Raw genomic sequence first — 22,566 nt, 5'->3', positions numbered from 1 at the left:
GCAACTTCATTGGAAGTTGCCGGGGGCCGCCGTCTGCTGAGCTACCAGGCTATGCGCCTAAGCCTGGGCCGCCATCCGGTTGGAGATCTTGAACTGGGCTGCGCGGTGGGTATCCTTCACGCGGTCCCCGGCGCCGAACAGCTTGTGGCGCAGCGAGCCCTCGGCGTATTCGGTCTTGTAGACCCCGCGTGCCTGCAATTCGGGAACCACGTATTCGACAACGTCCTCGAAGGTGCCTGGAGTGACAGCATAGGCGAGGTTGAAGCCATCAACATCGGTGTAGTCCACCCAGTCGATGAGCTTCTCGGCTACCTCGGCACCCGAACCGACGGAGACCGGGCCGAATCCGCCCACGCCGATCCATTCGGCCAGCTGGCGGATGGTCCATGGCTTTCCGGTATCGCCGCTGGCCTTCTTGAAGGTCTCCACCGAGGACTGGATGGCGTTGGACTTCACGTCGTCGCCGATGACATCGTCTGGTCCGTAGACGGACATGTCGATGCCGGTCCACCCCGAAAGCAGTGCAAGCGACCCCTCGATATCCACGTAGGAGCTGTAATCCTCGAACTTCGCCTGGGCAAGTTCGGTGGTTTCGGCGGTAATGATGGTCTGCATGGCGAAGACCTTGATGTCGTAACGGCCACGCCCAGCGGCCTCGGCAGCGTCGCGGATCTTGCTGACCGCTTCCTTCAGCAGGTCGCGGGTAGGGCAATTCACGAAGATCGCTTCGGCGTTCGACGCGGCGAATTCGGTGCCGCGCTTGGAGGCGCCGGCCTGGTAGATCACCGGGGTGCGCTGGGTGGACGGCTCGGTGATGGCGATGCCCGGGACCTTGAAGTACTTGCCCTCGTGCTCGATCGGGTGCACCTTGGCCGGGTCGGTGTAGACACCGGTTTCCTTGTTGTTCTGCACCGCGTCGTCTTCCCACGAGCCCTCGAGCAGCTTGTAGACCACCTCGAGGTACTCATCGGCGTGGTTGTAGCGCTCGTCGTGCTCCATCTGGTCTTCCTGGCCCATATTGCGGGCCGCCGAGGGAAGGTAGCCGGTGACGACATTCCAGCCCACGCGGCCGTTGGTCAGGTGGTCCAAGGTGGCCAAGCGGCGGGCGAAAGCGTACGGGTGCTCATAGGCGGTGCCCGCGGTGACGCCGAAGCCGAGGTTCTCGGTCACAGCGGCCATGGCGGAAACCAGCATCATCGGGTCGTTGACCGGTGCCTGGGCGCCGGAGCCCAGCGGGGTCACGTTGGTGCCCTTGTACACGTCGTAGGTGCCCAGCACGTCGGCAAGGAACAGTCCGTCGAACTTTCCCTTTTCCAGCACCTTGGCCAGGTGGGTCCAGTAGCCCAGGGTGTTGTAGGTCGAGGCCTTGTCCTGCGGATGGCGCCACAGGCCCGGCGACTGGTGCACCACGCAGTTCATGTCGAATGCGTTGAATAGGATCTCGCGCTTGTTCTCGCTCATGGCTTTGCCCCCATAGGTCGGTAATCGTGGAAAGTTGCTGGTTTGCGTCGCAGGCCCTCAAGCCCGCTGGGTTGAATCTTCGCCGGTGACGGACAGCCGCTGCGGCTGGACCCCGTTGATCTCGTAGTCCCCGACGATGCGCGCCTTGTAGATCGCCGGGTTATGCGTGGCGATGGTGCGCGCATTGCGCCAATGCCGGTCCAGGTTGCAGCCGCTTCTGGTGGACGAGGCTCCCAGTCCGTCGAAGAGCTTGCTGGTCACGCCGATGGCCAGTGGCTGCACCACGGTTTGCGCGCGGTTGGCGGCCAACTCGCATACGGCGTAGCGTTCCTCGTCGTTCAGTCCCGGATCGCCCAAGGCGGCTTCAACTTCAAGGACTGCGCCGATCACCACGGAGTCGGCAGCGAAGGACTCCGCGGAAACTTCGCCCACCAGCTGGAGGACCTGGGGTTCCTGGTATACCGGCACCCCGGTTCCAGTGGTGAAGATGCGGGTGCGCGCCTGCACCGCGTGACGCAGGTCGTTCAGTGCGGCGCGGGCGATGCCCGCCTGCACGGCCATGAGCACCAGCTGGAAGATCGCCGCTTCGGAGTCATTGGTCTGCTGCGGCATGAAGCAATCCACCGGGACCTGGTGGAATTCGGTGGTGCCGGTTCCGGTGAGGCCCTGGCCGAACCCATCCCAGTCGTCGAGGATCTTGACGCCGCTGCGCTGGGTGGAGACCACGGCGATCTGGCGGCCGGCGAGCTCCGGGTGGGCCACCGCAACGGTGGTCCAGTCGGCAAAAATGGTGCCGGTGCAGTAGTACTTTTCACCGTCGATCACCCAGCGTCCATCCAAGACGCTGGCCTTGGTGTTCAAGGTGCCCAGGGCGTTGCCACCGCGTTCGGTGTAGGCGTTGCCGATAATCTGCCCGGCAGCGATGCGAGCGACCCACTTCTTGCGCAGTTCTTCGTCGTCCAGCACCAAGACATTCTCAACGAATGCGATATGCGCGCGCCACAGCTGGCCTACGTGGGAGTCCGCCTCGGAAAGCTCGATGAGCAAGCGGAAGACATCCACCAGCCGTGCACCATAGCCCCCGTCGGCAACGGAAAGGCGCAACGCACCGAACCGCTCGCGATTCAGCAGGCCTACCTGCTCGAAAGGAAGCACGCGGTTCAAGTCGCGGTCCTTGGCGGTTGCAGCGATCTGCGCAAAAACGGGACGGAAGATTTCGGCCAGCCGGTCGTATTGCTCATCCGCACTTGGTCCGGGGGTGATTTTCAGCAATTGCCTAGTCGGCAACTGTTCTTCAAACTTGTCCAGGTCCATTGCGGTGGCCTGCGAAGGGTCACTGAGCTGGTTGAAGTCCAGTCCGAGGGCATTGTGCGATTCACCAATAGGCATCAGGGTTCTCAATTCTTTCCATCGGTCCTGGCGGTAGCACCGTCCCGCTATTGGGGTGGTTGCTGCGGCGTCGTGGAGCCAGATCTCTCAGCCGCTCTGGATGGGTCGTAATTCATTTGTAACGGTAATAAACCGGTGATTCCAACCCGCGAAGTCACATTTCGTCCCAGTGCCGGCAGTGCCCATCTTCAAATTTCACAGCCTATTCCGTGTCCTGCCGAAGATGAGTTGCAAAGTTTTGCTTAATGTCGAGCAAACCGGCCTGCAATAAAATAAATAACGAAATTTCTGGGCAATGTGACGTAGTTGTCGAAGATTTTTTCATATTACGCGAGATTTGCGTTCAAATCGTTCGACTCGTTGTAATGGACACGTAACCATCCCGAGCGGCCGAGAGATCTGGCTCGTTGACGCCGCAGCAACCACCTTTGGAGTTTTGCTCTGCAGGCCGGTGCTACCGCCAGGACCGATGGAGATGAACATGACTCTTTCCTTTGCAGCGCCCGAGGCAGCTCCCGTTGTCTCAGCTTCAAGCGCCCTGGACGTGCAGTTCAGCAACGTGTCGCGGACCTTCACCACCAAGATGGAAAACCGCACCGTCCTGGCCGATATCAACCTGCAAATTCCAGCAGGTCAAGTCGTGGCCATTCTTGGAGCCAGCGGTTGCGGAAAATCCACGCTGCTGCGTTCAGTATCGGGCTTGGACCACCCCACCACCGGCACCATCCGCACCGGCACCCGCGAGGTCACCGGCATCAACGAGTTATGCGCCGTTGCTTTCCAGGAGCCCCGGCTGCTGCCATGGCGCTCGGTTCGCCAGAACATTGCACTGGGCCTGGCACCGGAAACCGATAAGCGCTCCGGCAACGCGCTGATCGAGGAGTTGATCGAGCTGACCGGTCTGAGCCATGCAGCCAGCTTGCGCCCACGCGAGATCTCCGGAGGCATGGCGCAGCGGGTTTCGCTGGCTCGCGCGCTGGCTCGGCGCCCGGGTGTATTGCTTCTTGATGAACCCTTTGGCGCCCTCGATGCGCTGACACGCTTGAAGATGCAGGATCTGCTGCTCTCGATTCACGCATCGTTCCCCACCACCGTTCTCATGGTGACCCATGATGTGGACGAGGCGTTGACTCTGGCTGACCGCGTGATTGTTCTGGGGCGAGGCGCTGGGCATAGTGCAGCGGGCGTCATCGAAGATCTGTCCATCTCAGCTGGGCATCCACGCCGGCATACCGATGAAAAGTTCGTTGCAGATCGCCTGCACCTATTGCGCCTGCTCGGCGTCGACCCAACCAACCATTAGTCCCGGCCACGCCGTGGGTCCCGAACCATTCGTCCCCTTTGCCTTTTCACCTACACCGCTTGCACGCACAATTCTAGGATTCTCCATGCTTTTGAACCGTCTCACCCGCCGCACTGCATTGTCCGCCGCCGCCTTGATCGTTGGCGCAGTTGCCCTGACCGGCTGTGCTGGCGAAAACGCTACAGCCTCCTCGGATGGTCAGACCCTGTCCATCGACTTTGCCACTTACAACCCGCTGAGCCTGGTACTCAAGGAAAAGGGATGGTTGGAAGCAGCCGCCAAGGAGCAGGGCGTAAATGTCGAATGGATCCAGTCCGCAGGTTCCAACAAGGCCAATGAAGCTCTTCGCGCCGACGCAATCGATGTTGGTTCCACAGCCGGTTCCGCTGCGCTCCTGAACCGTTCTAACGGTGCACCCATCAAGACCATCGCACTGTATTCGCAGCCGGAATGGGCGGCCCTGGTAGTGGATAAGGACTCGAAAATCGAGTCCGTTGAAGATCTCGCTGGCAAGACCGTGGCCGCTACAAAGGGCACCGACCCATACTTCTTCCTGCTGCAGGCGCTGGAATCCGCGGGCTTGAGTGAAGCTGACATCAAGCTGCAGAACCTCCAGCATGCCGATGGACGTACCGCCCTGGCCAACGGCTCGGTTGATGCCTGGAGCGGTTTGGATCCGATCATGGCCGCTGCCGAAAAAGACGGCGCGCAACTGGTTTACCGGAACTTGGATTTCAACACCTACGGTGCGCTGAACGCTCGCGAAGACTTCATTGATCAGAGCCCCGAACTCGCCCAGCTCGTTGTCGATGCCTACGAAAAGGCTCGTGGCTGGGCAGCTGACAATCCCGAGGAAACCGCAGAAATCCTGGCCGACGTAGCAGGGCTCGAACCAGGAGTTGCTGCCACCGTCATTGAGGAACGCTCCAATCTGGACGTTCCGGCAGTTCCCGACGCCAAATTCACTGGAGTCCTGAGCAAGATTGCTCCCACGCTGGTCGCTAGCGGCGATGTCTCGGAGCAGGAATCCGTTGATGAAGCTCTGGAAACCCTCATCGATGACCAGTTTGCCGTCAAGGCAGACGCAACAAAGATCTCCGGAGAGTAACCAGCCATGAGTCCCACTAACGTGGCTGGAACCCGCGGAAGCCAAACACCTGCCAAGCAGAAGGCCAGCATGGCCGCAACGATCCTGCGTGCCCCGAAATGGCTGCTTGCGCTGGTCTTGCCGCTGACCACCCTGGCTGTGTGGCAATTTGTCACCGTTACCGGAATCGTTGCTCCGTGGACACTGCCAACTCCGGGTTCAGTGGTTTCTGCTGCCATTGAGCTCTTCCAGGATGGCGAACTCGGAAAGCACATCGGCATCTCCACTCAGCGTGTTCTTCTCGGTTTCGCCTTCGGATCATTGCTGGGCTTGGCGCTGGGTGCGCTTGTCGGGCTGTCCAAATTGGCAGATGCATTTCTGGGACTGAGCATCAGCGCCCTGCGTGCAGTCCCTTCCTTGGCTTGGGTTCCGCTGCTGGTGCTCTGGATGAAAATGGGTGAAGATTCCAAGGTCACACTCGTGATCATTGGTGCCTTCTTCCCGGTCTTTACCACCGTCGCCTTGGCGTTGCGCCATGTCGATGCCCACCTGGTCGAAGCAGCCCGCGCCTTCGGGTTGAAGGGATTGAAGCTGCTGCGCACCGTCCAGCTGCCCGCAGTGGTCCCTTCGATCTTCTCCGGACTGCGTTTGGCACTAGCCCAAGCTTGGCTCTTCCTGGTCGCAGCCGAACTCCTCGGCGCGTCAATGGGCCTTGGCTTCTTGCTCACCGACTCGCAGAACAACGGCCGATTGGACCGCCTAATCATGACCATCGTGCTGCTGGCCGTCTTTGGAAAGATCACCGATGCCCTGCTGTCGATAGCAGAACGCTGGGCTATCAAGCGCTGGACCTGAAACCGGACCAGCTAGTACCCGCTGACAAAACTACCCCTCACCAAAGAAAGTTTGCGATGACCACCGAATTGGCAACAACCTCAACTCAAGTTTCAGAGGCAGCACGCCAGGAATTCTGGGACGAAGCGGCGAACCTCTTGGATTGGGACACCCCGTGGCACACCACCAGCCGCATCATTCCGGCCGATCCGGATGCCAAGCGCGGACCGGAAATTTCTTGGTACCTCGGCGGCAAGCTGAACGCCGCAGTGAACTGCGCCGACCGCCATGTAGCTGCGGGACGCGGCCAGAAGGTCGCACTGTATTTCGAAGGCGAGCCCGGTGACCGGGTAGCCGTCACCTACAAGAATTTGCAGGAGCGGGTCTCCCAGGCAGCCAACGCCTTGGAATCCCTGGGTGTGGTGAAGGGCGACCGCGTGGTCATTTACCTGCCGGTGCTCATTGAAACAATTGTCATCACCTTGGCTTGCGCCCGCATCGGCGCCATCCACTCGCTGGTCTTCGGCGGGTTCTCCGCCGAAGCGCTGAGGTTCCGTGTGGAGGACACCAAGGCAAAGGTCCTGGTCACCACCGACGGCCAGTTCCGCCGTGGCACTTCGGTTCCGGTCAAAGGCAACGCCGATGCGGCCGTTGCCGGCGAGAACGAAATCGAAAAGGTCCTGGTTATCCGCCGCACCGGCGACGAAATCCCGTGGACCGAAGGCCGCGACATCTGGTGGCATGAGGTGGTTGATACCCAGTCCACCGAGCACCACGCGCAGGCATTCGATGCGGAAACACCGCTGTTCATCATGTACACTTCGGGAACCACCGGCCAGCCGAAGGGCTTGGTTCACACCACCGGCGGGTACCTGACGCAGGCGGCCACCAGCTACAACCTGCTGTTCGCCAACCCGGACGAGTCCCAGCGCGCCAAGGACGTGCACTGGTGCACCGCCGACCTCGCCTGGGTCACCGCGCATACCTACGAGATCTACGGCCCGTTGGCCAATGGCGTCACCCAGGTAATCTACGAGGGCGTCCCCAACGCCCCGCACCCGGGCCGCCACTTCGAGGTCATTGAACGCTACAAGGTCACCAGCTACTACACCGCTCCCACCTTGGTCCGCTCGTTGATGGGCTGGTTCCCGGATGGCATCCCGGCCCAGTACGATCTGTCCTCGGTGAAGATCGGCGGCACTGTGGGTGAAGCCGTCAATCCCGAGGCATGGAAATGGTTCCGCCAGCAGATCGGCCGGGACAGCGAAGCAGGACTGCCGATGGTTGACACCTGGTGGCAGTCCGAATCCGGCGCGACCGTGCTTTCTCCCCTGCCGACCGATGGACATTTCAAGCCAGGCTGCGCCGCACGCGCGCTGCCGGGCATCTCGGTGGACATTGTCGACGATGGCGGCCTGAGCGTGCCAGCCAACCAGCAGGGCAATATTGTCATCACGCGCACTGGCCCGTCGATGGCCCGTACCGTATGGGGCAACCCGACGCGCTACTACACCAGCTACTGGGAACAATACGTAGAGCAGGGCTGGTTCTTGGCTGGCGACGGTGCCCGCTTCGATGAGGACGGCGATATCTACATCCTGGGCCGCACCGACGACGTGATCAATATTTCCGGCCATCGGCTTTCCACCATTGAAATCGAATCGGCATTGGTCACCCACCCCGGCGTGGTGGAAGCCGGCGTTTGCCCCACCCCGGATTCCAAGACCGGACACGCTGCAACCGCCTTCGTGGTACCGCTGGACAAGACCCTGGTTGCCGAGTCGCCTGACGAGCAGCTCGTTGCACGGCAGGCCGAGTTCATTGCTGAACTCCGTGATACCGTCGCGGTGCAGATCGGCCCGATTGCCAAGCCGCGGGAAATCGTCCTGGTTCCGGATGTGCCCAAGACCCGTTCGGGCAAGATCATGCGCCGCCTGCTCACCCAGCTGTTCGAGGGCACCACGCTCGGCGACACAACGAGCCTGCAGAATGAGCCGTGCATTCCGGAGATCAACGCGATCTGCCGCGCGCGCGGCTAATCGCTGCTCCCAAGCCCCTTGGGGTTAAACAAATGAAGCTTCTTCCCCGGCTGGGGAAGAAGCTTCATTTGATTTGCCGGTTAGGAATCCCCGGCCGTTGGCTTCTGGCTCTGGCCATCGGCCGCGCTGCCCTTGCCGTCCTGCACCGGGTCAGCGGTGGCTTCGGTGGCGAAAAGCTTCACTTCGGAGGCCCTTCCCTCGGCCCTGACCAAAGGGATTTCGGTGGTCATCAAGCTGAACTGGCCACCCTCATGGCGGTCAACCGCCTGGCCCACGGACTGCTCCAGGACCTTTCGAGCCACCTTGCCGCGAAGCACCAGCGGATCCTTGCTCAGGTCCTTCCACAACGCCACGCAGAGCAGGAGCATCACAATCACGAATGGCAGCGCCGAAACAATAGTGATGTTCTTCAGCCCGGTCAATGCCTCCGCCGGATGATCGCCGCCAGCCAGCAGCATCACCGCGGCCACAGCGCCGGTGGCCACGCCCCAGAAGATCACGGCCTTCTTGGATGGCTCTTCAGCGCCGCGTTCGCTGAGCGCACCCATCACGATCGAGGCCGAGTCTGCGCCGGTCACGAAGAAGATCGCAATCAGCAGCACGGTGACGACCATCAGCACGGTAGCCATCCAGCCCGACAGCGGGAGGCTGCCAAGCATGTCGAAGAGGATCAAATCGAAGTTGATGTCTGGTGCGCCATCAACAATGCTGGCCAGCTTTTCCCCGGTTTCCCCGGCGCGTTCAGCGCGTTCCTGAATACCGATGGCGCCACCGCCGAAGATTGCGAACCAAATCAGGGTGACACTGGATGGAACAAGCAGCACACCGGTGACGAACTGGCGAATAGTGCGGCCACGGGAAATGCGGGCGATGAACAAGCCGACGAATGGGCTCCAGGAGATCCACCATGCCCAGTAGAAGACAGTCCACGAGGACAGCCAATCAGACATTGCACCGTCGCCGGCGGCCGTACGCGAGGCCATCTCTGGCAAGTCGCCGATGAAAGCGCCAATGGCATCGGGAATGACGTTCAGGATGAACAGAGTTGGGCCGCCAATGAAAACGATCAATGCGATGATCAGTGCCAATACCATGTTGGTGTTGGACAACCACTGGATACCGCGCTCGATGCCGGAAACGGCAGAAGCGACAAACAATGCGGTCAGAATGCCAATGATGATAACCAGAACGCCGGAACCGACCTTCTCCATCATCCCGGTGGCCTGGATGCCGCCGCCAATCTGCAATGCGCCCAGACCCAGCGAACAAGCCGAACCGAAGAGCGTGGCGATGATGGCCAGGATATTGATGGTGCGCCCGCCCCAACCATGGATGGCCCGGTCGCCGAAGATCGAGCTGAACATGGCTGAGAACAGCTGGGGGCGTCCCAGCCGGAAGCTGCCGTACGCCATGCCCAAGCCAACGATGGCGTACATGGCCCATGGGAATAAGGTCCAGTGGAAGAGCGTGGTGCCCATAGCGGTGCTCAATGCATCACTGGTGGAACCTTCCACCGTTCCCGGAGGAGGCGACATGTAGAAGTACAGCGGCTCGCCCACGCCGTAGAAGACCAAGCCGATGCCCATGCCGGTTGCGAACATCATCGAGATCCACGAGACCGTGGAGAACTTTGGCGTCTCGCCGTCCTTGCCCAGCGGGATGCGTCCAAAGTTCTTGGCCGCTACGACGATGGCGAAGACCGCGAAAACCGCGGCAGCAATGACAAAAAGCCAGCCAGTGTTGGTGATAACCCAGTCAAGGGCCGCGCTGGAGGCCTTGCCCAGCCCTTCGGGGCTAGCGAAACCCCAAATAATAAAGGCCAGCGCTAGAGCGCCGGCGATTCCGAATACCCAGTAATCCGTACCGGAAAGTGAGTACTTCTTAGGTCGTCTGTGACGAACTGAATGCAGTTCCTCAACGAGGTCGCCGATTGATTGATCCGTCTGCTTCATTGCGGTCTTCCTTCACTGGTGAGATCCCGCGGATAAGATCCGGGCGGAATCTGCCGAGCCATCGCCTCTCGAGTAAACGATCGCCATGCAGTGTGATTGATTGCGAATTGCTTTTCGGGTGTCGGTCCACTGTGTCTAAATCTCGCGTTGAAGCAGCCTGAAAGAAACAACCATTCTCCGCTAATATCTCGCGAATTATTCCTGCGAGTTGACTCGATTTAGCACGATTTTGACACGATAAATCCCAAAATGGGCCTTTTCCAGCATGGTCGACATCTCATCAAGGGTCAAATCAGATCCTTGATTTCTCGCCGTTTCCGGATCTTCAGCACCCCGGGATCACATTGTTTACGCTGGCAGCGCCATCCATGTGAGCTTCCTCGCCCCACAGGATTTTTCGCTCCCCGAACCCGTGGAATCATCAATTGGACCGCAATATTTCCCAAGATAAAACCACCCACTATTCGCTTTCTTATTTCGGGTGAAATGTCTGCGATTTCGTAATTTTCCTCCCCCAGAAGCAAACCACGCTTGAACATGCATCATACGGAATACTTACTAATGAAGCACCGATTCAACCAGTCAGCTGGAGTCCACCCACTTTTAACGCGAAATACACTGGAACTTATCTTGACTGATTCAAAATAAGCAGGCATGCTGGGTACATGACATCACAGGCAAGGATCGAGCAGGTGCTGAAGGCGGCATCGATGCGGGTCACGCAACCGCGCGTTGCGGTACTTTCCGCCGTCGCGACGCACCCGCACGCGGATACTGAAACTATCATTTCGGCTGTCCGTGAAGATCATCCCAATGTGTCGCACCAAGCTGTCTACGATTCACTCAGGCTCTTCACGAAACTGGGTGTCATTCGGCAGATACAGCCACAGGGCCATACTGCCCGCTATGAAGCCCGCGTTGGCGACAATCACCACCATGTGGTGTGCCGCCAGTGCGGAACGCTGGCGGACGTCGACTGCGCTGTCGGCGGCGCCCCGTGCCTGCATGCTTCCAATGACCATGGGTTCAGCATTGATGAAGCCGAAGTGATCTATTGGGGCACCTGCCCGGATTGCCAGGCTGCGAACGCATAGTTGCTGTCTAAGTAAACCCCTAGATTTGCCATCGTCATCAGCGCAGCTGCTGCGCGATGGATAAAACCAGATAAACCCTAAACAATCCGGAAGGAAAGAGCACATGTCTGAGATGACTGCAGGTCAGTGCCCAGTAGTTGGCGGCGCGGGTCGAATTCACCCTACCCAGGGCAATGCCAACACCGAATGGTGGCCGAATAAGCTGAATCTGAGGATTCTGGCCAAGAACCAGCAGGTTTCCAACCCGCTGGACGAGAACTTCGACTACATTGAAGCCTTCAATGCCCTCGACTTGTCGGCAGTAAAAGCCGACCTGACCGAAATCATGACCCAGTCGCACGACTGGTGGCCAGCAGACTTCGGCCACTACGGCCCGTTCTTCATCCGCATGGCTTGGCACTCCGCAGGCACCTACCGCTCGCACGACGGCCGTGGCGGCGGCGGCGCAGGCCAGCAGCGCTTCGCTCCGCTGAACTCGTGGCCTGACAACGTTTCGCTGGACAAGGCTCGCCGCCTGCTGTGGCCAGTGAAGAAGAAGTACGGCCAGTCGATTTCCTGGGCCGACCTTATCCTGCTGGCTGGCAATGTGGCTCTGGAAGACATGGGCTTCGAGACCTTCGGTTTCGCCGGCGGCCGCAAGGACGTTTGGGAAGCAGATGACGATGTCTACTGGGGCCCTGAAAAGGTCTGGCTGGACAGCGAACGCTACACCGGCAAGCGAGACCTGGATGCTCCTCTGGCAGCAGTGCAGATGGGCCTGATCTACGTGAATCCTGAGGGTCCTGACGGAAATCCGGATCCGCTGGCCTCGGCCGTAGACATCCGCGAAACCTTCCGCCGCATGGGCATGAACGACGAGGAGACCGTCGCGCTGATCGCCGGTGGCCACACCTTCGGCAAGACCCACGGCGCGCATGCCGATGACAAGATCGGCCCGGATCCAGAAGCAGCTCCGCTCGAAATGCAGGGACTGGGCTGGAAGAACGGCCACGGCACCGGCAAGGGCGCGGACACCGTCTCCTCGGGTCTTGAAGTCACCTGGACCTACCACCCAACCCGCTGGGACAACGAGTTCTTCCACATCCTCTTCGCCTACGAATGGGAACTGTTCGAATCCCCAGCAGGCGCCAAGCAGTGGCGCCCGGTCAACAATGGCGGAGCCGGCTTGGTCCAGCCTGCATTCGAGACCTTGGAACACCGCGAGCCACGCATGCTTACCAGCGACCTGGCCCTGCGCTTCGACCCGGTCTACGGCCCGATCTCCAAGAACTTCAAGGAGAACCCAGACCAGTTCGCAGACGCCTTCGCCCGCGCATGGTTCAAGCTGACCCACCGTGACATGGGCCCGAAGTCCCGCTACTTCGGCCCAGAGGTTCCCGCTGAGGACCTGCTCTGGCAGGATCCACTGCCAGCAGCTCCGCAGACCACCTTGGGTGCAACTGAAGTTGCCGCACTTAAAGCCCTGATCAACGATTCGGGACTGACCGTCCAGCAGCTGGTATCCACGGCTTGGAAGGCCGCTTCGACCTTCCGCACCTCGGATAAGCGCGGCGGCGTTAACGGCGGCCGCATCCGCCTGGAACCACAGGTCTCCTGGAGCGTGAACCAGCCTGAGCAGCTCAAACCGGTAATTGCCAAGCTGGAAGAGATTGTTGACAACTTCAACGCCACTTCCGGGATCAAGGCTTCCTTCGCGGACGTCGTTGTCCTAGCCGGCAACGTCGGAGTCGAGCAGGCAGCCCTGGCAGCTGGCCAGCAGGTCGAGGTTCCATTCACCCCGGGCCGCGTAGACGCAACCCAGGAGCAAACCGACGTTGACCAGTTCGCATGGCTGGAACCAGTTTCCGACGGATTCCGCAACTACGACTCGGGCTTCGTCAAGCTGCCTAGCGAGTACCTGCTGATCGACCGCGCGAATCTGCTGGGCCTCTCGGCACCGGAAGCGACCGTACTGCTCGGTGGACTGCGCGTCATCGGCAATAACTGGGACGGCTCCAACTTGGGCGTCTTCACCGACACCCCAGGCGCGTTGACCAACGACTTCTTCGCGAACCTGCTGGAGCTGGGGTTGGAATGGACCCCGTCCGCTGACGAGCAGACCTACACCACCACCGATGGCCGCTGGACCGGTAGCCGCGTGGATCTGGTCTTCGGTGCCAACTCCGAGCTGCGTGCACTGGCCGAGGTTTACGCTTCGGATGATGCCAAGGAGAAGTTCGTCAATGACTTCGCCTCCGCTTGGGCCAAGCTCATGGACGCAGATCGCTTCGAACTGCGCAGCAAGTAGCAGCTGCTGGGCTGCAAGCCCGTAGCAATTAGTGCTGGGCTGCTGCTTCCCGCAAGGGAGGCAGCAGCCCAGCACTTGTTTCATGCGGGAACTGCCCGTCAGAACAGCGTCGCGGCGCCGCTGGCGAAGTCCGGGTTCTCCAGCTTCAGCAGCTCGGACTTGGCTTCCAAGCCTCCCAGGTAGCCGCCCAATGAACCATCGGTGCGCAGCACCCGATGGCAGGGCAGCACGATGGGAATCGGGTTGGTGGCGCAGGCTGAACCGACGGCCCGCACCGCCTTCGGCTTGCCGATCTGCTGCGCCAGCTGGGCGTAGCTCAGGGTATGCCCGTAATCGATTTGACCCAGTTCCAGCTGCACCTGGCGGCGGAACTCGGTGGAGAGTTGCAAGTCCACCGGAAGATCGAAGCCATGCCGCTGGCCCGCGAAATACTCCTCCAGTTGCCGGGCGGCACCATCCAGGCTCGACTTGTCGCGCAGGATCCGCGGGCTGAGCTTTTCCGAGAGCACCTCCAGAATCCGGTCATGGCCTTCGGATTCAAAAGCGACCCGGACCAGCCCGGCATCGGTGCTGGCCAGCAGCAAGGCCCCCACGGGGCTATCGACCACGCGATAGGCAACATCAACAAGTTCCCGTGCACGGGCCCGTTCAACGAGCCGGTCCTGCAGCGAGTCGAGGACTTGCGCTTCAGCGGCCGTAGCCTGCTGCCGATAATTTTTTCCGTTCATGGCTGCTCCCGCCATAGTTCTTGGTCATCCATCCGGGCCCGCAGATTCTTGATCCCATCGGCGCCCGAACGCCGGGCGGCAGCTTCGGTGCCGGAAAGGATTCCGGCAATTTGCGCGTAGCTCATTCCGCCCAGGTAGCGGTAGGCCACCACCTGCCGCTGCGTGCCAGGAAGCTGGTTCACCTCATGCCACAGCTGCAGGTTTTCCAACTGCAGATCCGGCCGTTGGGCTGATGGGGCCAGGCTGTCCACGTCTTGGCCGATGAGGATTTCCGGCTTGTTCCTGCGCAACTCGTCAATGGCTTTGTTCCGGGCAATACGCACTAGCCATGCCAGGACATTGGCGTCCTCCGGCAGTTGCGGGTACGCCTTGAGCGCGGCAAGGAACGTTTCGGACCAGGCGTCTTGCGCGCGATGCTCATCAAGCAGGGCACGGCAAACGCGCAGGACGTTCAGTCCATAGTCCTGGACTATCCGCTCGAACGGTGCTTGCATGGCTCTCCTGGAATTCTTGCGCCTTCATGGCTTCTCACCATGTAAACGTACGAGGAGACCATTTTGTGAGGCGTGAACGAAAAAAAATTTACTTCTCGCAGAGACCCCATGGATTCCTAGAATGCCACCAGATCCAATTCGCTGGCGATCTGCTCAAGGCGGATCAAGTCCAAGTGGAGCATTTCGCCATTTTCCACGCCTTGGGGATCCGTGGTTCCGGCCAATGCGTCGCGGATGGTGCGCATGGTGGCCCCATGGCTGACAATCATGACCTTGCGCCCGGCATGCCTGCTGGCCAAGTCCAGCAGCGCTGGCACTGCACGGCTCAAGATCTGGGCACGCGGCTCACGCAGGTCCTTGGCAGCAGCCGATTCCGCTTCGCTGACCTCGGCCATGATCCGGCCTTCCAGCGGGCCGAAGCCGCGTTCAATGAGTTCCGGAACAGCGTTCCCCGTCTCAGCCCCGATCTGCTGGGCAATCAGCGCGGCAGTTTCCTGGGCACGTTCCAAGGGTGAAGCAAGTACCAGCGACCAATTCTGGCCGATGAGCCTGCGTCCGACCTCGCGAGCCTGTTCGCGCCCGGTATCGTTCAACGGAATATCGGTTCGTCCCTGCAAGCGTCCTGCAAGGTTCCAGTCTGTCTGCCCGTGTCGAACCAATGCCAGAGAAGTATCCATGAATCCAGCCTAACCGGGGCAACAGGTATCGAAGAATCTCCGATATCAGCTCCAATACGCAACGTTACGACTCATAGTTGGGTCACGAACGGTCATGTTGCGAAGATTATTACACCATCCCGAGCGGCTGAGAGATCTGGTTCGATGACGCCGCAGCAACCTGCCACATCCGGTGGATACGGTGCTACCGCCAGAAACGATGCAGCCGCTTACCCGTTGGACCACGGCAGGAAGCGACATTGATTCCGGGATTCCTGCCTCGATCGCGGCCCGCCCTGCGGTGCACGCGAAACCCCAGTCGACAAGGAGTCGTAAGCCACCATGGCAGATCACAAGTTTGGTTTCCGCACCCGCGCATTGCATGCCGGAGGCACCCCCGATGCCGAGCACGGCTCACGCGCAGTGCCGATCTACCAGACCACTTCGTTCGTTTTCAAGGACGCTGACGATGCGGCCAACCTCTTTGCCCTGCAAAAGTACGGCAACATCTACTCGCGTATCGGCAACCCGACCGTGGCGGCTTTCGAAGAGCGCATGGCTTCGCTGGAAGGCGGCATCGGAGCGGTAGCCACCGGCTCGGGCATGGCCGCGGAATTCGTCACCTTCGCGGCCTTGGCCCAGGCAGGCGACCACATCGTGGCATCCTCCAAGCTCTATGGCGGCACCATCACCCAGCTGGATGTCTCGCTGCGCCGCTTCGGCATCAACACCACTTTCATCGACTCCAATGATCCCGCCGACTTCGAAGCGGCGATCCAGGAGAACACCAAGGCCGTCTACACCGAAGTTGTGGCCAACCCGTCCGGCGACATCGCTGACCTGAAGGGCCTGGCCGAGGTGGCGCACCGCCACAATCTCCCGCTGGTGGTCGATTCGACGCTCACTCCCCCGTACATCCTGCGCCCTATCGAGCACGGCGCGGACATCGTGATCCACTCGGCTACCAAGTTCATCGGCGGGCACGGCACCACCCTGGGCGGCGTGGTCATCGAGTCGGGCAAGTTCAACTGGGGCAACGGCAAGTTCCCCACCATGACCGAACCGGTAGCCAGCTACGGCAACGTCTCCTGGTGGGACAACTTCGGCGAGTACGGCTTCCTGACCAAGCTGCGCAGCGAGCAGCTGCGCGACTTCGGACCGGCCCTGCCGGCCCAGTCCGCATTCCAGCTGCTCCAGGGCCTGGAGACCTTGCCGCAGCGCATGGACAACCACCTGTCCAATGCGAAGCAGGTCGCGGCCTGGTTGCAGGCCGATGAGCGCGTGACCTACGTGAACTATGCCGGCCTGGAATCCCACCCGCAGCACGCGCAGGCCAAGGAGCTGCTGCCCATGGGCGTCGGCTCGGTCTTCAGCTTCGGAGTGAAGGGCGGGCGCGAAGCTGGCTCGAAGTTCATCGAAGCCCTGCAGCTGGCCAGCCACCTGGCCAACATCGGCGATGCCCGCACCCTGGTGCTGCACCCGGCCTCCACCACCCACCAGCAGCTGAGCGCCGAGCAGCTGGTCTCCGCTGGCGTGCCAGAAGATCTGATCCGGCTGTCGGTAGGACTGGAAGATGTCGAGGACATCCTCTGGGATCTGGACCAGGCGCTGGCCGCTTCGCAGGAAGCGATTGCCGCTTCCGCCGCAGGGTTCGAGGCTCCGGCCTATGACGGTTCCGCCTGCGCATTGCCAACCGCTTCGAAGGGAGCAATCTAATGACTGCCGTTGATACCGCTTGGGAAGGCCCTGGAGCCGCACAGCGCCTGGAGATCCTGCGCGACACCAAGTCCATCGCCATTGTCGGTGCCTCGAACAAGCCATCGCGCGCCAGCTATTTCGTGGCTACCTACCTGCTCTCATCTTCCAAGTACAAGGTGTATTTCATCAACCCGGTACTCGATGAGATCCTGGGCCAGCCGGTGTACAAGTCGCTGGCCGATCTGCCGGAGACCCCGGATCTGGTGGAGGTTTTCCGCAAGCACGATGACCTGCCTACCGTGCTGGACGAGGCCCTGGCCGTAGGCGCGAAGACCCTGTGGCTGCAGCTGGGATCCTGGCACGAGAAAGTGGCCCGGCGCGCCGAGGCCGCGGGCATGAATGTGGTCATGGACCGCTGCGTGAAGATCGAGCACGCCCGCTTCCACGGCGGCCTGCGCCTGGCTGGATTCAACACCGGCGTGATTTCCTCCAAGCGCCAGGTCCTCGCGTAGGAAGTCCAGGACTCCAAGAAATGGGTGCATGCAACATTGCGTTGCATGCACCCATTTTCCTGCGGCAAATCTCCAGAAATGGCCGGTCTGATCAACGAGGCTGAACTTTTGCGCGGAGCATTCCGAAGGAAGCACAAGACCTCTGCATAACCATTGTCGACGCAATTGACTCACGGCATGCCGTGGGTGTGGCCCCGGAGTGCTCATCGCGTTCAATCACAGATCGAAAAATCTGCAAACCACAGCACTGCAACGCAAGACCAAACCGCCCAAACCCTAAAACAGGCAGCGAGAATCGAATTCGATTCGCTACGAGCACGAACGAAATAAGAAAAATCCCGCCCGCACTGCTATATGAAAACTCAGTTCCCTTGGCCCGAGAACATTCCGGCATCTCGCAATAGCATGGCGCCGCATCCTCGATGCTGCACGAAGTTGAAGTTTCTCTGGGCGAAGATTCCCTATGCGGCACCCAGCTAAAAGGCATCGGAGACAGTACTCTGGGTTGACGCACTATTCAGAATTCTCAGGAAGCAGAAGCATCCCTGGAAGTGCGTCAATTGACTGGAGATGCGAAGGAGCAGGCAGTGGATGCAAATCGAAGAACCCTATGGTCCGTGGCCCTCGGGATGAGCTTGACTACCTTAGTATGCAGCGGGATTGCCCTGTATTCGACGGGGGTCATCATGGATGAGAACAATCTGGACTCATGGCCTGCCCCGGCTCTTTGGGTGGTGGCGATTGTCGGCGTCGTGGGACTGTTGATTAGCTTGCCCGGCTGGTTTGCTACTAAGGAAACCAAAAAGACTTCCTAGCTGTTGCTTCATTTGCCCATAATCGGAGCGCTCCGCCGGACGGTCAAGTTCTTTTGACCAGTCATGTCTCCTGGCGGGGTTAGTTCCCGAAGTTCGGGATGTATGGTTCGCACAGTCCGTCGATCGGCTGGAACTCTTGCGAGTTCATCCCTTCCAGTGCTTCTGGTCCGTCCGGTTGACCTCTGGCCCAGTACCAGAAGGCTTCCTTGCTGATGGCCAGGTTGCGGGCTTCGCGGCTGCGGTACCAGCGTGCGGTCACGTCGCCTTCAACGTAGGTGGTGTATCCAAACAGCTTCCCAGCTGCGTCTTCCGTTTTAGCTGCAGCGAAGATGATGTAGGGCCAGAAGCCCAGGTCCCATCCTGGTACTTCGTGCCATCCGGTGCCGGCCAGCGATTCCATCCAGTCATTCCCTTCGTCGTACATATCGCGGTCGACAGTCGTCGGGACGGTGGCAGTTTCACCGGTGTCCTTGGCGGTGGTCTGAATGGTTTTTGCTTCCTTTCGCTTCACGGAAAGAGGGACAGGTTGCCAGCCACCCGCCTAAGCCCTCCCCCCGGTTGTTTTTTACCTGCTAGCGAAATGAAATGAAGCGGGCCCAGCCGGAAAACCCATCAACCCGTCAGGGGTGCGCGATCCACGAAAATCTGGGGCCGAAAGAAGCGACGAAGGAGCGCGGACCAAGAATTTCTGGTGAAGCACGCCCGAAGCGCAGCGAGAGGCTTGTGGGTTTGGAGATGGCCCGTACACTCCGAAGGACAGCAGCAAAAACAGGAAAAGAACGGCCGCCAGGCCGGTCCACAGCCGGCCGCGCTAGCGGACGCCCGTTTCCGGAAAATGGGCAAGAGGGTAAACTGAAAGACTAGGGTGGCGAGCGGAACCCTTTAGCTCAGTCTCGCAGCCCTCTTCACCCCCATGAAACTGTTCAGACCTTGCACGACGACTGTACTGATCCAATAGATACATTCAGCAACCGCGTTCTTGCATGTGTTGCAATCATTATCCTGTGAATTCCCGGAACCTCCTGAATAGGACTACATTACTCCACCTGATCGGTTTATGGTCGAAATGCGAACTCACAATGCGCACACAACTGAATAACCTTTTCGCGAGGTAGAGCAAAGCGTTCCGGGGTAATCCCGGAACACCTCAACCCGGAGGATCTCTTCATCACGCTGCAGCGTACTGACGAAGAGGTCTAGGACCCCATTGAAGAACCCGTCAAAAACAACCCATACGGTGTATTGACCAAGTTCCTTGAGCCGCTAGAATCCCTCGTAGGCCTCAACGCGACACTGGAAGACACCAGTGGTCTACGAGCGGAATTCCGTGTTGTAATCGAAAGCTTCAAGGTGGATCCTTTTCTGCCAGTGCTCGGCCAGAAACCAGCGAAGTTTGCTGCCGATCCGGTGAAGATGAACCAAGCAACTCCCGGGCAGGGCATCGCTGTGCTCCTCCAAAGTCTTTGAAGAACAACGTATGGATCCCGAGGCCGTGGCGGATGCGATTTCTGACGGAACCTTGGCGACTTGGATCAGGGCCCTAGCAAAGACCACCGAGGCGCCTAGCCGATAGCTGAAGTCCTCGGCGCAGTACCGAGATAGTCTGCATATAAGCACAGAAATCGGACACTTTTCGTAGTATCGAGAAGCAGCGTGTATCGCACAGTAAAGGGCGCCATGAAAAACAAAGGAAAAACGATTAGCTTTCAAACAGTTCGCTGTTTGGGATGCGGGGCTATGCGGTTCTCAGCCCACTCTTGTGATGAGTGCGGACGAAAGTGTCGACCTGGGGAAGTCGATCCTCATTTGGTCGATCGACGAGTGCTAATTTCGAGGATTAATTCTTCTGCACCGTCCCCTCTCCTCTCTACACCTGTCGAGAATGACTATGAAATCCTGACTCATGCACACATATCCGAAATGCTTCAGTCGTTCGCACTTATTCTCAAAGGACTGCTTAAGGATCCGAAATCGATGCGAGCTTCCAATCGAATGGTCAGCTGGCTACAGTCGTTAGAAATACTCACCAATCGGCACAGCAGTTTGCCTGCTCAGAGGCCAAATATCGCATTCCATCGTTCAATTTCTGAAGCACTAAGCTTACTCGCTCAGCTCTGGCCCCAATATTCAAAAGCACTTGGAGCTTCGACGCCCGCCCAAGTTAGCCATCATTCAGAGCAAGGGCAGGAAATAATTAATAGGGCAGAAAAGAGCTTGGAAGCATTCGAAAATTTGGTGAACGCAACGGCCGCGTATGAAGACACTTCCATCTCTGATCAATCGGAGCGCTTGTTAACCGCCGTAACAAAGTCCCATCCGAACCTGTCGTTAACTGAGATCGGCCAGTACGGAAAATACCTCGCCGAGAAAGAAACTGGCGTGGCCGTTGATGAGTCCCATGGATCCCAATTCGTCATACTAGATACCATTGCGTCAGTCCACATGGATCCAACCCGGTTTGCTGAAGTTCTAGCAAGTAGTGCACGTTACTGCATTTCCAGTACCAGGTTAGATGAGATTGCATGTGAAGATGGAGCCCTAGATGGTATCGCAAACAGTTTTCGCCTTCTTTACGAATCCGTAGCGGCTTTCGAATCGACCCTCACGAATGAATACGATTGGAAATCTCTGGCCAGACGCACTATCAAGTTCTATGGAGAGATTTACGAAGATGTAGCTAGCCCAGTTTTCGCCTGGTACAACTTACTCGCAGAAATAAAAAACCAACCATATAAAAAACTCGTGAAAACCGATGCTACCGTTCTTGCTAAAAATTTGATTCAAAACGCCACCACGAGTCTATATCTCCAAGACAGCGGAGCTAATTTAAGGAATGCTGCTCAACATGGCAACAGTTTCTCCTTCGAAGACGACTACATCAAATTCGAACTGCGATCTTTCGATCAAAAAGTACTGGTTACAGAAGTTATCAACGATATCTTCTCGTTCTTCGAGTCACTAATGGCAATGAGCTGGTCTCTATCAAATGCTCTGTCGCAGTCGGGACATGAAGTACCACTGTCGGATGAAGATGCATCGTATATGCACATTTCAACATTCCATATGCTGGAGTTCTATCTGAAGCACCAGGGCAATCAAATAGAATCCGCTGACGAACTCGGTTCCGTTTGGAGTTTTGTACTTCGATCAGAACAGGAGCATGTATTCGAGTTATCACTTGCCGTTGCCCTCGGTGCACCTGAGCGGACCGAGAAAATTACGATTCAAACCAATGCAAAAAAACCGTTTCTAGTCGTACCACTATCTTCATACAAAAAAATAGCTTTACAGGCTGAGCAAAATGTACCACCCCTAGATCGTATGATGGCCGTTCTAGAACTCAGGAACGCCAGCCATATTGAGAATGAGCCCCTAATCGATCAGCACGGTCTTAATTATGCAGCCGGATGCCTCGGCGTAGCTTTACTCGAACACGATGATAAATCTTCTATTCTTCACATACGACGTCTTCGTGAGCTAGCCGGACGACTCCATAACGACGAAATCCTATCTATCACGGATGAAGTTTTTCGGCTTTATCGTAAGCCTGACTATCTAAGATCGTTAAGGCTCAAGGAATTGTTGATAAGTTGGGTTGAAATCTACGATCCTCCGTCTATGCCTCATGCTTCCAACGTAGTTGTACTCACATAAGCTTTTCTTTGTCCGATACTCCATTGCAGCTCAACCATGGCTGTCATGACCATTCGCAAGGCACGATATTGGGTCTTCAAGAACAACGCCTTTACTGTCGCTAGCCCAGGTTTTTCATAACGGCTCCGACGGCCACCGAAATCAATTCCCAAGAGATTCCCGGTGGCCGTCACCGCCTCTGCCCACGCCAAAGAGCGCCTGATACACCAGCGCTGGGTGCCAGGCTCCACCTACCTGGACTGAAATGACTTTTCGAAACCAAAGAAACAACAGGACAACCACCAGATCAGGCGGCCAGCTCGCCGTGCCGCCACCGCTGGAACAACGTACCGATGCCCTCATTCAATTGGCATAGAAGTTGCGCTTCAGGCGCCTTCTCAGGGATCAGCAGCCGGCGTTGCCGGCCACCAGAGACGACTTTCCCGGCCATCGAAAACAGCCGGTACCGCCACCGCTTCACATCCCACACGGGTCTGCTGAAGGTTTGGTTGACACCAAGGTTTACGCTGCCAGAGCGACAGACTCGATCATTGTAGCCTCGAATTGGATCGGGGTCATTCTCC

The 22,566-nt window shown here is 58.6% G+C and carries 17 protein-coding genes, 1 pseudogene and 3 riboswitches; of the genes and pseudogenes, 10 read left to right on the top strand and 8 right to left on the bottom strand.

Translation table 11 applies throughout. From position 1 onward, the window contains the following. Positions 1 to 57 precede the first annotated feature (57 nt). Positions 58 to 1,461 (bottom strand): LLM class flavin-dependent oxidoreductase, encoded by a 1,404-nt coding sequence (locus EDF61_RS12795; protein ID WP_133834318.1) that lies wholly within the window; start codon positions 1,459 to 1,461, stop codon positions 58 to 60. A 57-nt stretch (positions 1,462 to 1,518) separates the two neighbouring features. Then, positions 1,519 to 2,850 (bottom strand): acyl-CoA dehydrogenase family protein, encoded by a 1,332-nt coding sequence (locus EDF61_RS12790; RefSeq protein WP_133834317.1) that lies wholly within the window; start codon positions 2,848 to 2,850, stop codon positions 1,519 to 1,521. Positions 2,851 to 2,865: 15 nt separating this feature from the next. Further along, a riboswitch (SAM riboswitch) is annotated at positions 2,866 to 2,957 on the bottom strand. Between the two features lie 267 nt (positions 2,958 to 3,224). Next, positions 3,225 to 3,326, top strand: a riboswitch (SAM riboswitch). Between the two features lie 5 nt (positions 3,327 to 3,331). Between EDF61_RS12790 and EDF61_RS12785 the strand changes: the two genes are divergently transcribed. The 4 genes from EDF61_RS12785 (at position 3,332) to acs (ending at position 8,113) form a co-directional block, all read left to right on the top strand. Next, positions 3,332 to 4,153, top strand: a complete 822-nt coding sequence (locus EDF61_RS12785; RefSeq protein WP_133834316.1) for an ABC transporter ATP-binding protein — start codon at positions 3,332 to 3,334, stop codon at positions 4,151 to 4,153. 85 nt (positions 4,154 to 4,238) lie between these two features. Further along, positions 4,239 to 5,261 carry an aliphatic sulfonate ABC transporter substrate-binding protein gene (locus EDF61_RS12780; protein WP_133834315.1) on the top strand — a complete coding sequence of 341 codons (1,023 nt, stop codon included), beginning with the start codon at positions 4,239 to 4,241 and terminating at the stop codon, positions 5,259 to 5,261. 69 nt (positions 5,262 to 5,330) lie between these two features. Beyond that, positions 5,331 to 6,095: an ABC transporter permease gene (locus tag EDF61_RS12775; RefSeq protein ID WP_388024657.1), complete on the top strand. Its 765-nt coding sequence runs from the start codon at positions 5,331 to 5,333 to the stop codon at positions 6,093 to 6,095. A gap of 56 nt (positions 6,096 to 6,151) precedes the next feature. After that, positions 6,152 to 8,113 (top strand): acetate--CoA ligase, encoded by a 1,962-nt coding sequence (gene acs / locus EDF61_RS12770; protein ID WP_133834314.1) that lies wholly within the window; start codon positions 6,152 to 6,154, stop codon positions 8,111 to 8,113. Between the two features lie 80 nt (positions 8,114 to 8,193). Here acs and EDF61_RS12765 read toward each other — a convergent pair whose 3' ends face one another. Further along, on the bottom strand, positions 8,194 to 10,065 hold the full coding sequence (locus tag EDF61_RS12765) for a BCCT family transporter (RefSeq protein ID WP_133834313.1): 1,872 nt from the start codon (positions 10,063 to 10,065) through the stop codon (positions 8,194 to 8,196). A gap of 665 nt (positions 10,066 to 10,730) precedes the next feature. On the opposite strand from EDF61_RS12765, the gene EDF61_RS12760 reads away from it, so the two are divergent. Both EDF61_RS12760 and katG read left to right on the top strand, forming a co-directional pair. Then, on the top strand, positions 10,731 to 11,159 hold the full coding sequence (locus EDF61_RS12760; protein WP_133834312.1) for a Fur family transcriptional regulator: 429 nt from the start codon (positions 10,731 to 10,733) through the stop codon (positions 11,157 to 11,159). A 103-nt stretch (positions 11,160 to 11,262) separates the two neighbouring features. Then, positions 11,263 to 13,446 (top strand): catalase/peroxidase HPI, encoded by a 2,184-nt coding sequence (gene katG / locus EDF61_RS12755; RefSeq protein WP_105657950.1) that lies wholly within the window; start codon positions 11,263 to 11,265, stop codon positions 13,444 to 13,446. Between the two features lie 98 nt (positions 13,447 to 13,544). Here the strand turns inward: katG and EDF61_RS12750 are convergent, their stop codons facing one another. The 3 genes from EDF61_RS12750 to EDF61_RS12740 form a co-directional block, all read right to left on the bottom strand. Then, on the bottom strand, positions 13,545 to 14,174 hold the full coding sequence (locus EDF61_RS12750; RefSeq protein ID WP_133834311.1) for a methylated-DNA--[protein]-cysteine S-methyltransferase: 630 nt from the start codon (positions 14,172 to 14,174) through the stop codon (positions 13,545 to 13,547). Continuing rightward, positions 14,171 to 14,668 carry an RNA polymerase sigma factor gene (locus EDF61_RS12745; RefSeq protein WP_133834310.1) on the bottom strand — a complete coding sequence of 166 codons (498 nt, stop codon included), beginning with the start codon at positions 14,666 to 14,668 and terminating at the stop codon, positions 14,171 to 14,173. Before EDF61_RS12745 ends, EDF61_RS12750 begins: the two co-directional genes overlap by 4 nt. A 116-nt stretch (positions 14,669 to 14,784) precedes the next feature. Further along, the gene (locus EDF61_RS12740) at positions 14,785 to 15,345 is read right to left on the bottom strand and encodes a histidine phosphatase family protein (protein WP_133834309.1); all 561 of its coding nucleotides are present in this window, start codon (positions 15,343 to 15,345) and stop codon (positions 14,785 to 14,787) included. A 111-nt stretch (positions 15,346 to 15,456) separates the two neighbouring features. Next, a riboswitch (SAM riboswitch) is annotated at positions 15,457 to 15,551 on the top strand. 115 nt (positions 15,552 to 15,666) lie between these two features. On the opposite strand from EDF61_RS12740, the gene EDF61_RS12735 reads away from it, so the two are divergent. The 3 genes from EDF61_RS12735 (at position 15,667) to EDF61_RS19115 (ending at position 18,349) form a co-directional block, all read left to right on the top strand. Next, on the top strand, positions 15,667 to 17,040 hold the full coding sequence (locus tag EDF61_RS12735; protein WP_133834308.1) for an O-acetylhomoserine aminocarboxypropyltransferase/cysteine synthase family protein: 1,374 nt from the start codon (positions 15,667 to 15,669) through the stop codon (positions 17,038 to 17,040). Beyond that, positions 17,040 to 17,534, top strand: coding sequence for a CoA-binding protein (locus tag EDF61_RS12730; RefSeq protein ID WP_133834307.1), 495 nt, complete (start codon positions 17,040 to 17,042; stop codon positions 17,532 to 17,534). Before EDF61_RS12735 ends, EDF61_RS12730 begins: the two co-directional genes overlap by 1 nt. Positions 17,535 to 18,220: 686 nt before the next feature. Further along, positions 18,221 to 18,349 carry a hypothetical protein gene (locus EDF61_RS19115; protein ID WP_286172240.1) on the top strand — a complete coding sequence of 43 codons (129 nt, stop codon included), beginning with the start codon at positions 18,221 to 18,223 and terminating at the stop codon, positions 18,347 to 18,349. A gap of 79 nt (positions 18,350 to 18,428) precedes the next feature. Here the strand turns inward: EDF61_RS19115 and EDF61_RS12725 are convergent, their stop codons facing one another. Then, positions 18,429 to 18,860 (bottom strand): hypothetical protein, encoded by a 432-nt coding sequence (locus tag EDF61_RS12725; protein ID WP_286172239.1) that lies wholly within the window; start codon positions 18,858 to 18,860, stop codon positions 18,429 to 18,431. Positions 18,861 to 20,323: 1,463 nt separating this feature from the next. Here EDF61_RS12725 and EDF61_RS12720 point away from each other — a divergent pair. Continuing rightward, on the top strand, positions 20,324 to 22,003 hold the full coding sequence (locus tag EDF61_RS12720; protein ID WP_133834306.1) for a hypothetical protein: 1,680 nt from the start codon (positions 20,324 to 20,326) through the stop codon (positions 22,001 to 22,003). A 286-nt stretch (positions 22,004 to 22,289) separates the two neighbouring features. On the opposite strand, the pseudogene EDF61_RS19110 reads toward EDF61_RS12720, so the two are convergent. Beyond that, positions 22,290 to 22,566 (bottom strand): annotated as a pseudogene (locus EDF61_RS19110) (hypothetical protein); the annotation flags it as partial.

The sequence above is a fragment of the Arthrobacter sp. JUb115 genome (genome assembly GCF_004365035.1).
Classification (GTDB): domain Bacteria; phylum Actinomycetota; class Actinomycetes; order Actinomycetales; family Micrococcaceae; genus Glutamicibacter.
Note: the sequence above shows the minus strand (reverse complement) of the source record. Positions and strands in the feature narration are given on the sequence as shown.